Source organism: Limisphaera sp. 4302-co (assembly GCF_049537155.1).
Classification (GTDB): Bacteria; Verrucomicrobiota; Verrucomicrobiia; order Limisphaerales; family Limisphaeraceae; genus Limisphaera.
In genome coordinates this window covers 116,724-131,424 of the sequence record NZ_JBMVQZ010000001.1, presented here as the reverse complement: position 1 = coordinate 131,424, position 14,701 = coordinate 116,724, and the positions used below count along the sequence as shown (strand labels likewise).

The window sequence follows — 14,701 nt, the reverse complement described above, 5'->3', positions numbered from 1 at the left end:
CGGCAGCCCAGCCGCCAAAAAGGAGAGCCGCCCTCTCAGAGGGTCCAGCCTTCCCGATAGGGCGTGCGCAGGTACTGGTTGGCCTCAGTCACGTTCGTGAACCGCATTTGTGCGGCATCCCATTCCAGTTTCACCCCCGGCATCTTGATCGCCACGATCCCCAGCATGGCCAGCTCCGTCAGCGGACCGCCGTAGGCCGCGAAATCCGAGCCGGCTTTCCGCCCCTGCCGGATCGCCTCGATCCAATCGCGGTGATGCTCCAATCCGCGCGGCAACCGACGCGGCGGGGGCTGAAACTCCTTCATCAATTTGTCCGGGACCAGATGCACATGCGACGCCCCGTGCGAACCGTACACCAGCATGCCACGGTCCCCCACCACGATCGCGCCCGTGCGCACATCGGGTTCCTCCGGATCGAACCCTTCCGGCCGGGGAATCCTTTCGGTGCCGCTGTACCAGTGCAGGGTGACCGGCCCGCGATCCCCCTTGGCCGGGAACTCGAAGGTCACCACGTCCCCCTTGGGATACGCCTCCCCCTGCGTCCGCGGATCCCAGTCCCGGACCTTCGCCACCACCGACCGCGGCGCTCCCAGGTCCAGCGCCCAAAACACCGGGTCCACCACGTGGCAAACCCAGTCCCCAATGGTGCCGCTGCCGAAGGCAGTCCACCCGCGCCACGCCCCCGGCAGATAAGCGGAATGATACGGCCGCCACGGCACCGGCCCCAGCCAGAGGTCCCAATCCAACGTGGGCGGCACCGGTTGGCCCTGCTTCACCTCGGGCAGGCGGTCCAAACCCGAGTTCACAGCCTCGCAACCACAGTAAATCGTGTGCACCCGGCCGATGGCACCCGCCTGCAGCCATTCCACACAATCCCGGATCGAATCAAAGGAATGTCCCTGGTTGCCCAGCTGCGTGACCACGCCCGCCTCGGCCGCCGCCCGCATCAGGGCGCGCACCTCGTAAACCGAATGCGCCAATGGCTTCTCGCAATAGACATGTTTCCGATGCCGAATGGCCATCATGCTGGCCACCGCATGCGTGTGATCCGGCGTCGCCACCATGACGGCATCGAACTTGTCGGACATCTCCTCGAACATCCGGCGGAAATCCTTGAACCGCCGTGCCGAGGGATAACGCGCGAAAGTCTCGGCTGCCCGCCGCTCGTCCACGTCGCACAATGCAACGATGTCGCAGTACGGTGCCAACGCTTGAAGATTTGCCGCCCCCATGCCCCCCACACCGATCCCGGCCAACCGAATCTTGTCGTTGGGCGGCGTCCGCCCCGCCCCACCCAACACCCGCGCCGGCACCACCATCGGCACAGCCGCGGCGGCCGCGCCCGCGGCCAACCGTTCCAAAAAGCCTCGCCGGGTCAGTCCCGAATGCAAACGGCGTCCTGCAGAGCCACGGACTGTGTCGCCACCGCCGTCCGGCCTGAACTTCGATGTGGAGGTCTTTCGGAAGGTTTTCATCGTTCGTCGGTTGAGGCGCATGGTTGTTGTGGGCACAGCCCGCCCGGGGCGTTTCCGGGGTTCCGCCCGCCCCGGCCGCTCTTCCGGCTGCGCGGGCAACCGCCGGCCACGGATCAGGAGCGCCCCGCGGCATCAGCCAGTCGAGGCCATTCTGCTCCCCGGCCGCCCACCGTGTCCAGCCCGGATCCGGGCGCACACAGCCGTGCCGACCCCCGCCATGACCCGCCCGCCGCTCCCCGCACCTCCCGAGCGGTCGCCGGTGCCCGGCGGCCCCTTTGTTCCGGCGCCTTGGCCGGAGAGCAGACTCCCCACCGGCGCGATGCCCCTGCCAGGAAGTCCCGGAGCCACCGGGGGACCGGGCCACCTCAGGCGCCCCGACCTCTTCCCCATCTGGCCAAGCCCGGGATGGGCTTCGCGGCCGGGCACTCGAGTCAATCGGCAGGCAAGGTTCCATCCACCTCCAATTCCTCGATCAGACTGCAGTACTCTGCCGAAAGGCACCGCTCGGGAGTTCGTTCGCGCTTCCAACGTGCGAGTTGCCGGCGCAGGGCATCCCGTGCGGCGGTCAGTTCGGCCAGCTGACGTTCGATCTGTTCCAAGTGCTGCTCAACGAACCGCAACACCGAACTGCACGGCAACTCTCCCCGGCCGCGTTGACCCAGAATCGAGCGGATCTCCCCCAAAGACAGCCCCAGTCGCCGGGCTTTCCGGATGAAGCGCACGCGGGAGACCATGGATTCGCCATAGAGCCGGTAACCCGCTGCCGTTCTCGGAGGCGCCGGCAACAAACCCAGCCGTTCGTAGTACCGCAGTGTGTCGGGGGTCGTGCCGGCAACCCGCGCCAGCTCGCCAATCCGCATCGTCCTACTCTCCCCAAAGCCGGATTCTGACATGCCAACCTGAGGTTGCCCCCGACCGTACCGATGTGCAAGCCGCCGCCTGGCGCCCGACCGATGGCCGGGCCATGCCCCCTAGGCCGTCGAGCCCCGCGCGGCCCGCCCGGGCCGCACCCACGCCCGGCAACCCGGCCGCAAAAGTCCTTGCCGGCTGCTTGACCTTGGAGCGAGCTCCAGGGTGTAGAGTGGCTGCATGAACGCGAGCATGGTCCATCCCCACAGCGGGCATTGTCCCGTCTGCGGTCAGCCGGGCAAACCGGTCAAACCGATCACGCTGGAGTCGCTCCTCCGCCCCTCAGCACGCGCCCGCATGCCGGCCGGGACCCACTGGCATTTTTGCGCCAACCCGGACTGCGCCGCCGTGTATTTCGCGGGATCGGACGCACCGGTGTTCACCAAGGCCGACCTCACCGTCCGCGTGGGCATCAAGGAACGCGAGGCACCCCGCCCGGTCTGTTACTGTTTCAACCACACCATCGAAGAGATCGAGGACGAGATCCGGCGCACCGGCCGGACCACCGTGCAGCAGGACATCCAGACCCGGATGAAAGAGGCGTGCTGGTGCGAAATCAAAAGCCCCTTGGGCTCCTGCTGTCTTCCCACCGTGACCCGACACATAAAGGCCGCGCTGGAAAAATACGGCCGGCCCGCGCTCCCCACACCGGGACCTCGGGCGGAGGGCTGCGCTGCGGGCGCAAACGGTGAAGAAAATCCCGGAACGCGGCCGTCAGACCCATCAGGCGTGGGACCGACCGGGACCGCAACACCTGGTTGCAGGCATCAGGCGCGCAGCGTTTCCGGAACGCATCGAGCGGGCACGCTCCCGCTCATCGGCGGTTTGCTGGCTGCGGTTCTCGCTTCGGCATGCTGCTGGCTACCGCTGTTGCTGTTGGCCCTCGGAGTGTCCGGCGTGGCCGTTTCAGCGACGTTTGAAAAGTATCGCCCGCTGTTCACGACGTTGACCTTCATCCTTCTGGCCGCTGCCTTTTACTTCGCCCACCGGCCGCTGCCCCGGGAGGTCGGTGACGCGGCGGAACAAGAGGGCGTTCGTGGCGCCGTGCCCGCCCCCGGTGAAGCCTGCTGTCCACCGGCGGACGGACGCCGCCGGACCTCCCGGAGCTCCCGTCGCGTCCTTCTCTGGCTGGTCATGGCCGCCGCGCTCCTGCTCGTTTTCCTCCCGAACTGGATCGGCCCGCTGGTGGGCAGAAGCAGCGGGGCCGGTTTCGGCCCGAACGTGGACTCCTACATCGTGGCCGTGCAAGGGATGGATTGCCCCGCCTGCGCGGCCGGACTTGAAGCGCAGCTCAGGGCTGTTCCGGGCGTCGTCGCTGCGAAGGTCAACCACCAAAAGCAGCAGGCGGTCATCGCGGTTCCCAAGGGCGTCCCTCCGCCCCGCGAGGCGATCCTGCGGGTCATCACCCGGGCAGGTTTCACCGGGCACTGGCCTCCCGGCTGAGCAATCCCATGCGGACTACCCGGGGTTCCGGGGCCGCCACCCACGCATCAGATGCGCCACTTGTTGCGTCCTCCATCCCACACGAACGGCGCAAAACCTGGGACACGGAAAGCGCACTTTCCGCCACGGCCCCGGATGAGCATGGGTCATTCCCACCTGCCCGTCCCCGCCGGACTGCCACACTCGGGTCGACTCAACCGCCCCACCCACCCGATGACGAGACGCAGATTCGTAACAGAAAACCGCTTGGGCGCACGCTGCACTCCCGGTGTAATAAGGGCATGTCGGCACCGCGCCTGGCAGCCATAGACGTGGGCACCAATTCGGTGAAGCTTCTGGTGGCCGAAGTCGGCCCTCACCTTCGACCCATCCTCGAGACGGGCATCCAAACCCGACTGGGCGAAGGTTTTTACCCGGCCCGCCGACTCCAACCGCACGCCATTGCCCGCACCGTGGACGCCGTGCGCCAACTGGTGGAACGCGCCCGGTCCCTGGGCGCCACCCGGTTTCGGCTCTTCGCCACCAGCGCGGCACGCGAGGCGGCAAACCGGGAAGAGCTCCGTGAATCCTTGGAAAATGCCACCGGCCTGCCGCTGGAAATCATCTCCGGCCTGCAGGAAGCCGAGTGGGCCTACCTGGGGGTCCGGTCCCATCCCCGGCTGGCCAGGGGCATGGTCACCGTGGTCGAAGTCGGCGGCGGTAGCACACAACTCGTGTGGGGTCGGGACCTGCAGATCCTGCTCTCCCTCAGTCTGCCGTGGGGCGCCGTGCGTTTGTGGGAACTGTCGAGGCTGTCGGATCCGCCCGGCCCGACCCAGCTGGGTGACCTCCGCCGGAATCTCCGGCAGGAAATGGAAACGCACCTGGTTCCCGCGTTCCGGCAAGTCCTCTCCTCCTCATCCGCGTCGCCGGACGAGGGCCGGCAGCTCGTGGCTGTGGCTGTGGGCGGTACGGCCCTCACGCTCGCCCGCATTCACCTGCGCGCGGAATCCTGGGACCGCGAAGCCCTCGAACACCTGCGGCTCACTCGCGAGGAATTGAAGGCTCTGGTGGATCGGTTGGCGGCCCTTCCGTTGACCGAACGGCGCCAACTCCCCGGGCTGCCGTCCGAACGAGCTGACATCATCCTCACCGGCGGTCTGATTTACGAGCAGATCACCGACACCCTCGGTCTCGAAGCATGGCGGTTCAGCACGCGTGGCCTCCGGTATGGCGCTTTACTTTCGCTTCTGAAGGACCGGCCGCCCCGGTCACCCGAAACATGCACTGACACCACCCTGCGCCACGACTGACAAGGCCCTTGTCGGGTCGGCTGAGGCCGGACCGGCACCGCCCATGCAGTGGGACGCCGAAAGGTGCTTCAAAAAAGCGGGGAAGTAAAGGCCCGTCACTTAGCGCTGGATGCCCAGGGTCTTCTCGAACTCGGCAGAGAACTCCGCCATGGCCCTGGAGATGCGCGCGGGCTGGTCGGCGAGGGTGGCCAACCGCCGTGGCGCGTCCTCCGGTTTCAACCGGATCATCTCCACCGCCGCCATCATCAGCGAAAGGTAGTTGTTGATGTCGTGGCGCATCGTGGAGAGCTTTCGATTCAGCTCCGCGATTTGCTCCGGCGTCAACGTCACGGGTTGCTCGGGCAGTACCATGCAGGGCGCCAGAATGATCCAGCCACCCTGCCTGCGGCAAGGGCTTTTGTCAGTCGCCCGGTGCCGCTCGGCGGATGGTCCGCCCCGCCCACGAGAGATTCGCACGCTGCCGCAGGCCTTCAGCCCTGCGCCCCGGCCGGCCGCCCGAGGCCGACAACCACCGGCAAGCTCCGCGCGGGCAGCCCCGGCCCACGGACACCTTTACGGGACCCCGTCCTGTCGGATCAAACGAACCCCGAAGATGCCGGCCACGATCTGGCCCTCGGGCGCCTCGAATCGGAGGACCAAACTTTGCCGGCCCTCCAGGAGAGAGGCCGGGACCTCGTAAATCACGTCCTCGAACCGTACGACCTCTTCGGGACTGCGCCTCCGGACCGACTGTTCACCCACTTTCCGGCCGTTGATCAGGACATTGAATGTCGTGTGGCGCGGTGTGTCGTTGGCGTAGGTGACCACGACCGCCCATCGCCCCGGCCCCAACACCGGCAGTTCATAAGAGAACCATCGCTCCGCCTGGCGACCGGGCCGACCCTCCGTCCGGACCACACTCGCTCCCCCGCCCTCGAACCGGTACGGTTTTTCGCTCTCCGGATCGCCGGGCCGGATATGGACCACCGTGGCCGCCTCCAGGCGCCTTTGGGCCGCCTGACGCTCCTCATGCGCGGCGCGTACCCGGGCCCACTCCCCGGGGGTGTACCGGTCCCAGTACACGGCGTAACGGCGGCGGGCCAGGAGGTACAGCGGCCGGAAGGTCACCTCCGTCTCGGTGGCTGTGTGGGTCGTGCGGAACGTGCCGGGTTCACCCTCCACCGTGCGCAACCATTGCGTAAGCGGATCGGACACCACCAAAGCAAACCGGGCCGGATCCACCGCCTCGGGCCCCTGCTCACGCCGGCGCCGTTCGGCCGCCGGCCCGAGGTCGGCCGCCAACACCAGGGGTCCCCACAACAGGGCGAGGCGATGGGGATTGTCCGGCAGCGCTTCCTCGCGCAAGGTCTTGGGCAACGTCAGCCTCACCGTGTCACCGTCCCGCCACGTGCGCTCCAGGCGGACGTACGTGCCGGGCTTGGCCGTGGCTTCTGCCGGTTGCCCGTTTACCCGGATGGCAAAACCGGGCCCGGCCCACAAAGGCCGGCGGATCGCCAGTGTCAGCCGCTTGGGTTCGTTAAGCCTCAGCCTCACCGTGGCCGTCTCGCCCAGGGGGAAGTCGGTCTCCATCTGCACCTGCACCCCCTGACGCACCCAATCCGCTTCAGAAGGGGCAAAAAAGTTGATCCAGAGCGTGTCGCCGGACTCGTAATACAGCCCGTGAGCGTGCAGGGCGTGACTTTCCATCCCCGTCCCCACGCAGCAGGTGAAACTCCGAAACATGTCCTGGTACTCGTGCTGCACGTCCCGGCCCACCGGGACCATGTAGCAAACCCGGCCGTCCTCTGGGTCCATTGAGGCCAGGATGTGATTGAACAGGGCGCGCTCGAGAAACTCCGCATACCGCGCGTCCGGCTCCACCGCAAACAGCCCCCGCGTCAGCTTCAACATGTTGTACACGTTGCAGGTCTCGGCCGTCCGCCCCTCGATCATGTCGTTGAGCCGGTCCGGCGCACCAAAGTACTCGTTCCGGCCGTGGCCCCCCGTCACAAAGCTGTGATGCAAGGCCACCTGTTCCCAAAAGAACCGCGCCGCCCTCAGATGAAACGGGTCGCCCGTGTAGAGGTATCGCACCAGGTGCCCGTTCAGCTTGGGCACCTGCGTGTTGCCATGCAGATGCTGCAGGATGTCTCTCCCCTCGGCCAGCGGATCCACCACCGTCCGGTGATGAAACTTGTCCGCCAGGCGCAGCCAGCGCTCGTCTCCGGTGTCGGCGTACAAATCCACCAACACCTCGTTCATCCCGCCGAATTCCGTCCGCAACATCGTCTGGATCTGCTCCTCGTTCAGCGGGGCCAACACCCGTTCGACCCAACCGGCATAGGCCTTTTCCACCTCCAGCGCCGTGCGATTCCCCGTCAGCCGATAGGCATCCCGCAACCCGGCAAACAACTTGTGATGCACATACCAGGGAGACCACAGTCCGTTCAGGTCGAACCCCGCGGCCCGGATGCGGCCCTGCGCCAGTTCTTCCAGCAACCGCTTGCCCGGTGTGCCGTCCCGATCCGTCTGCGCGCCCAGGTAGCCGTCCCCGTGCGCCTGTTGAATCTCCCGCAATTCCGCCACCAGGTAATCCGCCCGTTCCTTGAATCGTGGGTCACCCGTGGCGGCGTACATGAGGCTGACCGCTGAGAGGTAGTGCCCGGCAATGTGACCACTCAGCTGGCGTCCACGACCGTCCCAGCCATCGTAAGGGTCCGCCTTGGCCTTCAATCCGGCGGCCTCCCGCAGGAGGGCCAGCATCCGATCCGGCTCCAGCTCCAATAAGTACCGCGCATCCAGTTCCTGGGCCCGTTTCAACGGACCGCCCGTCAGCCGGACCCGGTTGAGTGGCAGCGGGTAGGCTCGACAAGTGATGTTGGATACCACCGGCCGGCACTCATCGGACAGGTACAGAGCCTGCACCGGCAGCAAGTCGGCGAGAAACCATCCCAGCAGGAGGCATCCTGCCCAACGGATCGAACTTCGGCGGAACGCGTTCATGGCGCGTGATCAAGCAGGGGTTCGGGGCTGTACCGTTTCGCCCCCCAAATTACGTCCGGCCGCCCCGGCCGTCAAAGCCGCGCGCACCGCGCACCGGGCCCCTGCTGTCCGTGCCAACCCACCCGCCGGCTCGAGGGACCGTTGCCATCCCGACACGCCGCGCTGCAATTCCAGCAGCCGAGGCTCGGTGGAAAGCATTGCCCGGGCCCCCGGGCGCCACACCGGGCGGGCACCCAGCGCGGCATTCCCATCCACCGGGGGAACCGGGCGCGAAAGAAGGGCGCCTCACCAGCAAGTTGCGCACCCGGCCGATCTGCGGGATATTGGTCCGGAGCCTGCCATGAAATGGTCCTGGACATTGCTGGCCGACATTGCGATCGCCCTTCTGCTGTTGGCCGGTTTCGCGGGAGTCCTCAAAGCTTGGCTGCGCCGATCCCGGGACGATCCAGCCGTCCTGATCCTGAAATGGTGCGCCACCGGGCTGTGCGTTCTCGCCATCCTTTATGCGACCGCTTTTGCATTGCCATATGCCCCTCTGGTCGCTGCCGTCTGCGGGGTTTTCCTCTCCATGCTCTGGACCCCCAACATCGTGGAAACGCTTTTCAAACCGCTCTGGCACGCTTGGACGGGCGCGGACGAGCCGCCCGAGCCGAAACCGTTTTATGCCATCGCACGCGCCAAACGCCAGCGCGGTCAGTACGCCGCTGCCCTGGCCGACGTGCGCGCGCAACTGGCGAAATTTCCCAACGATTTCGAGGGCCACATGCTGGCCGCGGAAATCCTGGCGGAGAACATGCTCGATCTGGACGGAGCCGAGCTGACCGTGAACCGACTCTGCCACATCCCCGCCATCACCCCGCAACAAAAGGCCTACGCCCTCTCGACACTCGCCGACTGGTACCTCCGCATCGGCCAGGACCCCGAAAACGCCGAACGCATCCTCCGGCAACTGGTGGAAAACTACCCGGACACCGACCTCGCCACCACCGCCCGGCAGCGATTGGCCCGTCTCCCGACCGCCGAACACCTGGCTGACCGGCGTGAACCCGCCCGTATCAAGCTGCGCAAGGGCATCGAGAATATCGGACTGCAACGAACCCCGGTCACCCTCGAACCGCCGCCCGAACCTCCGCAAAAACTCGCCGCCCGCTACGTCGAACAACTCGAAAAACACCCGGACGATTTCGACACCCGGGAAAAACTGGCGGTCCTCTACGCGGACGCCTTCCAGCGGCTGGACCTGGCCGAGGATCAGCTTGAACAATTGATTCAGCACCCCGCCGCCAACCCCGGTCAGGTCGTCCACTGGATCAACCTGCTGGCTGACCTCCAGATCCGGCACGGCAGGGACCGGGACACCGTCCGCGCCACGCTCGAACGCATCCTCGAGCTCTTCCCGGGCTCGCCCTACGCGGAACAGGCCGAACGCCGCATCAACCTCCTGGCCCTGGAGTTCAAACGAAGGGAGATCGCCCCCACCGTGAAGTTGGGGGTTTACGAGCAAAACCTCGGCCTCAAAGGCCGGCTACCGCGTTAGCTGGAGGGCGATCTGCTTTTCCAGTTCGTGCGCCAGGTCGAGGTCCTTGCCCCCCGCAGGCGTGCGCACCTGCACCACCACACGCGTCACTTTCGGATCCAGCGGTTCCACACGCACCCAGACCGAGCGCTGGTTCACCTTGCCCTCCAAAACCCGCACCGTGTTGGTCTCTCCGTGCTGGGTGCTCTCCCGGATCAACGTGCCGTTGTAGCGGATCACCTCCCGCGCAGCCGAATACACGCGTTCCACCGGACGCTCGTACCGGCCCTCGACGGAGTCCTTCACAAACGGCACACCCGCTCGGTGGCGGCCGTCCAATGTCCCGACACACCCGCTGACCACCAAAGCCAAACCCAGCAACCCAGCCCACATCGCGCTTCTCATGCCCGCCATCCAAGTCGCCGCCCAAAGCGCAGTCAAGCCCGGACTGGGCTCGCTGCAACCGCCCTCGGCCGGGACGACCCTGGTGCCCATGGCCCGACCGGGCCCCGGTTCCTCTGCCCGTGGAGCCCCGGCTTCGCCCATCGACACCCCGGAGGTTGCCTCAACAAGCCGTTCCCTTGAGACATCCCGCAGGGGATCCGGGAGGCCATCCAGCACGGGACCTGTTCGCGCTCGCGCACGGCAACGGCCGGTCCATGCTCCAAAAATGCCCAAAAATCGCGCAGAAAGGTGTTGCACTACCAACCCGGAGCCTGTAAACAAGCGGCCGAATTGCACCGAGTTCGTGCAGAGCCGGTCGCGAGCAAACCAGCGGCCGGATCTGCAGTGCGATCGGAACCATTGAAACCAAACCTGAGACGGAGGAACTACATGAAACTGAATCAGTGGACGTTGGGATTGGCGGCTGTGGGGGTGATCAGCCTCCCTTCGGCCCTGCAAGCTGAAGAGGCGGCCGTGCCCCTGATGACGGCTCTCTCTTCAACCACCATCAGCGGTTACGTGGACACCTCGGCCCAGTGGAATCCGGGCACGGGCACGGGCGGCAGCCTGATGCCCACCCTGTTCGGCGGGCAGGACAAGGTCGACGGGTTCAACCTGAACGTCGTCCAGCTCTCCATTTCCAAGCCCCTGGACGAGACCGACTGGGCGGCCGGCTACCGCGTGGATCTGTGGCTGGGCCCGGACGCCAACACGCTGGGCACCCAGTCCACCCTGAGCACCGGCAGCAGCGACCTCGCAATTCGCCAGGCCTATGTGGCCACCCGCGTGCCGGTCGGGACAGGCTTGGACCTGAAGATGGGCGTGTTCGACAGTGTCATCGGCTACGAGTCCATCGCAGCCGTGGACAACCCGAACTTCACCCGCTCGTACGGCCGCACCATCGAGCCCACCACCCACACCGGTCTGCTGGCCTCCTACCGGCCCCACGAGCTGGTGAGCGTTGCCGCAGGCGTGGCCGACACGGTCGGGCCCCAGATCAACAGCCGGGCCTGGCCCGTGAAGGCCGAGTCCTACAAGACTTACATGGGCGCCGTGGCCATCACGGCACCTGATTCCTGGGGCTGGCTGGCAGGTTCGACCCTCTACGGCGGCGTCGTCAACGGCTTCAGCGGCGCAATTACCGACAACCAGACCAGTTGGTACGTCGGCGCGACCGTCGCCACGCCGGTCGAAGGTTTGCGGCTCGGCGCCAGCTGGGACGTGCTGGACCTGCATGATCAGACGGGTGACCTCTGGGCGGTCAGTGTCTACGGCTCCTACGCCGCCACCGACCGGCTCAGCTTCCACGCCCGTGGCGAGCTGCTCACCAGCGTCGCCGACGCCGGTGGCAAGGACAACATGCAGATCTGGGCCCTGACCGGAACGGTCCAGTACGATCTCTGGCAGAACGTGCTGACCCGTGCCGAGGTCCGCTGGGATCACGCCGACGAGGGCACCTACTTCAGCTCCGACAGCGGCTGGAACCGCCGGAACTCCCTGCTCTTCGCGGCCAACGTGATCTACAAGTTCTAAGGAGCTGAGGCAGCTTCTTCACAACCCTCCCGGGCAACCGACCCGGGAGGGTTTTTTCGTTTGCGACCGCAACGGCCGAAGCAGGCCCGACCCCCCGGACGCCCCAAGAAGAAGGCTTCAACGCCAGAAATCCAATGCGCATGCCGCGATCGAACACCTGCGATCCTCAAGCCCACGTCACGGCGCCACGGGCAGAATCCAAAATCCAAGGCCCCACACCCGCCTCCCTACTGCCGGGCCGGCTGACGTGCAAAGGCATTGACCATCCGGATCCCGGCCTCCCTGGCGGCGTCCATCACCCTGATGATCTGGCCGAACGGGGCTTTCTCATCGGCACTCAGAGCCAGACGGAGGTTCGGTTGCCGGGCGGCCTCGGCCTTCAGCCGGGCCGCCAGCGTGGCCGGGTCAATGGGTGTACCCTCCGTCCCCCACCACAACCGACCCTCCGCATCCACCGCGATCACCAGCGGCGTCTCCTCGTGGGCCTCGGTGCGCCGCGCCTGTGAAGATTCCGGCAACGCCAGTCGCACAGCCGGCTGCTGTTTGAACGTGGTGGTGACCATCAGGAAGATGATCAGCACGATCAACACATCAATCAGCGCCACGATGATGATCGTGGGCGGACGACGCTGGTATCGAACGCGGAATTGCATGGCTGCCGTTCCGACGAAGCTTCAACCGGGCCGGCCCGACGCCCGTCCCGCCGGGGACGCAGCCCCGGCCACCGCCTCGCCCGGCAAGACCCGTTCCCGTGTCACCCGGTATTGACGCCGCAGAAACTCCTCGCAGATCGCCTCCATCTCCACCGCCAGTGTCTCCACTTTCCGGTTGAAATAGCTCCAGGCGATCAACGAAGGAATCGCGATCATCAGTCCCAACAGCGTTGCATTGAGGATCAGCGCAATCCCCTGCGCCAACCGGGCTGCATCACCCAGGCCCGCCTGGCCGATGTTCCCGAACAGTGTGATCATGCCCACGATGGTGCCCACCAGTCCCAGCAGGGGCGCCACCCCCACCGCAACCTCCAGCACCACCAGCCCCCGTTCCAACTGCACGACCTCGTGCCGGGCCCGTGTCTCCAAAGCCGACACCGTCTCCTCCCGCGGCAGTGCCAGGTGCTCGATGGCCAGCAAAAGCAGTCGGCTCAACGGCGAGGGATGTTGTTCGCACACCCGCCGCAGCATGGGCACGTCCTCACGGCCCTGGCAGGACTCCACGGCCGCCTCCACCTCCGGCGGCACGACCCTGCGCCAACGCAGCGCAAATCCTCGTTCAATGATGAAGGTCAGACTGACCAGCGAGGTCAGCACCAACAACACGTACACAACCGTTTCCATAAAACTCCGCCAGGCCCCGCGCACCTTCCTCGCCAGGGTACCGAATCCTCAACCTTCAATTGTAATAAAAGGTGAACTGAACCTTTCGCACCCCGCCCTGCACCAGGCGACGGAGTTCGATCGGCCAGGGAGCATACGGCGCCGGATCCAACACCGCCATCTCACACAGCAGGGAAAGGTCCAGCCCCACGGTGGACTCCACCACTTCCAGGTCGGTCACCCGCCCGTCGCTGTGCAGGAGGAACCGCACCACCACCTTGCCACGCTGATAGCCGGCGTACCGCTTGGCGTCCAACAGCGCGTACCACCGATCCGCCACCGCCCGCACAAACGCCGCATCGTAATCCCCGAAAGGCGTCGCCTTCACGTCCAGCGATTCAAATTCGAGTCGGGCGCGGACACCCCCCTCCTGCCTCATCCGTTCCCCGGGCAACGCGTCCAATCCCCGGCGGGCGCGAGCCTCCGCCAGGGTCCGGGGCCGGGATGGCGCTTGCGGTCCCTCCCCCACCACGGGCGGTTTCGCCTCCGGCTGAACGACGGCGACGTCGCCCTCGGGCCGCGGTTCGGCCGGCACCTGCAACGGGGGCGAAGGCGGCGGCGCCTCTGCAGGCACGGGCCGCGCCACGGCCGGTCGGAGCGGCTCGTACTCATCCTTCGCCTCCGGCTGTCCACCCTCCTCGGTCTTGGGCACCACTTCCTGGACACCCGTCAGTTGCGGTTGGCCCGTCTCCCGCTCGGCCTCCCGATTCGCCGCACGCGCGTTTCTGTCCGAGTAATACGGCGTGTCCGGCGGCGGTTCCTCCACAGTCTGCCGTGGCGACACCTCCACAAAAACCAGCGGCTGTTCCGGACGGTTGAGTGATTCCTCCTTTTCCGCAAGGGCACGCTTCAGCTGATGAACGTAGCGAAGCTTCCGAGGAAGCAACCAGTCGGAGGGCAGGTCCCAATGGCGCGCCGCGCGGTACCCGGCGTAAAGGAGCAGATGCAACAACAGCGACAGCGCAAACGCCCGGCCCAGCCGGGACCATTCCCGGCCGTTGCCGCGCAAGCCCGAGATCCTTGCCGTCACCGCGCCGTCCATTCCGTCCTAGCTTGCCCGACCCGTGCCCGGGGCGCAACCGGCGCGGCCTCACCGAGCCCTGAAGGCGGTTCTCATTTCGTCGGAAACGTCACAAGCCGGAATCGCGACAGCTCGGGCGTGCCTTCTGCAGGGGTCGTTCACCTTTGCAGGGCACAATCCAAAAGGTCCATCCATTCACCGAACCCTGCCCTCAGACTTCGCCACCCTGTGGCAACCGCCCGGGCGTGGGGGCCACGTAACCTTTGACAGGCGGTTGCTGTGGCGTGGGTGGACGACATCCCCTGGATGGATCCGATGCGTGTCCCGGCATCCGCTCCCCGAAAGCATCCCCGGGACAAACCAGCACCGGACGGTCCTGCCCGCAACCGGCCCCGTCCCGGCGCACGGTGTTCATCCAGACCGGTTGCGCCAGCCAGAAGGCCATCCACAGGCCCATCGCCCAATGGCTTCGCTCGGTCACAGGCGCCTCCTTTGAGCTCGGACCGATGAATGAAACCTTGCGTTCGGACGGACGAGAGGGTCCCTGGCAGGTCCGGACCGGACGAAGCCGGACAAACCCATTCGAACGGAATGAAGCCGTTCGCGCCTCGGGTTTTGTGCTTGCGGCCCGGGGGTGGATCTGGGAAAAAGGCCTGGGAGGCATATGCAAACCCCTTTTCCAGTTCTCAACCACTGCTGTGGCGTGGTTT

General features: G+C 66.2%; 12 protein-coding genes. 4 read left to right on the top strand and 8 right to left on the bottom strand.

Going from position 1 to position 14,701, the window contains the following annotated elements; translation table 11 throughout:
* Positions 1–35: 35 nt before the first annotated feature.
* Positions 36–1,475, bottom strand: a complete 1,440-nt coding sequence (locus ACPDIX_RS00420) for a Gfo/Idh/MocA family oxidoreductase (protein WP_423429789.1) — start codon at positions 1,473–1,475, stop codon at positions 36–38.
* A 431-nt stretch (positions 1,476–1,906) separates the two neighbouring features.
* The gene (locus ACPDIX_RS00415) at positions 1,907–2,335 is read right to left on the bottom strand and encodes a heavy metal-responsive transcriptional regulator (protein ID WP_423429788.1); all 429 of its coding nucleotides are present in this window, start codon (positions 2,333–2,335) and stop codon (positions 1,907–1,909) included.
* A 229-nt stretch (positions 2,336–2,564) separates the two neighbouring features.
* Between ACPDIX_RS00415 and ACPDIX_RS00410 the strand changes: the two genes are divergently transcribed.
* Both ACPDIX_RS00410 and ACPDIX_RS00405 read left to right on the top strand, forming a co-directional pair.
* Positions 2,565–3,827: a putative iron-sulfur cluster-binding metallochaperone gene (locus ACPDIX_RS00410; RefSeq protein WP_423429787.1), complete on the top strand. Its 1,263-nt coding sequence runs from the start codon at positions 2,565–2,567 to the stop codon at positions 3,825–3,827.
* Between the two features lie 281 nt (positions 3,828–4,108).
* Positions 4,109–5,119, top strand: coding sequence for a hypothetical protein (locus tag ACPDIX_RS00405; RefSeq protein WP_423429786.1), 1,011 nt, complete (start codon positions 4,109–4,111; stop codon positions 5,117–5,119).
* A 99-nt stretch (positions 5,120–5,218) separates the two neighbouring features.
* On the opposite strand, the gene ACPDIX_RS00400 is transcribed toward ACPDIX_RS00405, so the two are convergent.
* Together ACPDIX_RS00400 and ACPDIX_RS00395 are read right to left on the bottom strand one after the other, a co-directional pair.
* Positions 5,219–5,470 (bottom strand): hypothetical protein, encoded by a 252-nt coding sequence (locus ACPDIX_RS00400; RefSeq protein ID WP_423429785.1) that lies wholly within the window; start codon positions 5,468–5,470, stop codon positions 5,219–5,221.
* 201 nt (positions 5,471–5,671) lie between these two features.
* Entirely contained in the window at positions 5,672–8,101 is a 2,430-nt protein-coding gene (locus ACPDIX_RS00395; protein ID WP_423429784.1) for a beta-L-arabinofuranosidase domain-containing protein, read from the bottom strand.
* Positions 8,102–8,441: 340 nt separating this feature from the next.
* Between ACPDIX_RS00395 and ACPDIX_RS00390 the strand changes: the two genes are divergently transcribed.
* Positions 8,442–9,638 carry a tetratricopeptide repeat protein gene (locus tag ACPDIX_RS00390; RefSeq protein ID WP_423429783.1) on the top strand — a complete coding sequence of 399 codons (1,197 nt, stop codon included), beginning with the start codon at positions 8,442–8,444 and terminating at the stop codon, positions 9,636–9,638.
* On the opposite strand, the gene ACPDIX_RS00385 is transcribed toward ACPDIX_RS00390, so the two are convergent.
* Positions 9,627–10,022, bottom strand: a complete 396-nt coding sequence (locus ACPDIX_RS00385; protein WP_423429782.1) for a DUF3568 family protein — start codon at positions 10,020–10,022, stop codon at positions 9,627–9,629. The two genes, ACPDIX_RS00390 and ACPDIX_RS00385, sit on opposite strands and share 12 nt — an antisense overlap.
* Positions 10,023–10,451: 429 nt before the next feature.
* Here ACPDIX_RS00385 and ACPDIX_RS00380 point away from each other — a divergent pair, with 429 nt between their 5' ends.
* Positions 10,452–11,594, top strand: coding sequence for an outer membrane beta-barrel protein (locus tag ACPDIX_RS00380; RefSeq protein ID WP_423429781.1), 1,143 nt, complete (start codon positions 10,452–10,454; stop codon positions 11,592–11,594).
* Positions 11,595–11,821: 227 nt separating this feature from the next.
* Here ACPDIX_RS00380 and ACPDIX_RS00375 read toward each other — a convergent pair whose 3' ends face one another.
* Genes ACPDIX_RS00375 through ACPDIX_RS00365 form a run of 3 tightly spaced genes read right to left on the bottom strand, consistent with a single transcriptional unit; the run spans position 11,822 to position 14,012 of the window.
* Positions 11,822–12,247, bottom strand: a complete 426-nt coding sequence (locus tag ACPDIX_RS00375; protein WP_423429780.1) for an ExbD/TolR family protein — start codon at positions 12,245–12,247, stop codon at positions 11,822–11,824.
* Between the two features lie 21 nt (positions 12,248–12,268).
* Positions 12,269–12,931, bottom strand: coding sequence for a MotA/TolQ/ExbB proton channel family protein (locus ACPDIX_RS00370; RefSeq protein ID WP_423429779.1), 663 nt, complete (start codon positions 12,929–12,931; stop codon positions 12,269–12,271).
* Positions 12,932–12,986: 55 nt separating this feature from the next.
* Positions 12,987–14,012 (bottom strand): hypothetical protein, encoded by a 1,026-nt coding sequence (locus ACPDIX_RS00365; protein WP_423429778.1) that lies wholly within the window; start codon positions 14,010–14,012, stop codon positions 12,987–12,989.
* Between the last annotated feature and the right edge of the window lie 689 nt (positions 14,013–14,701).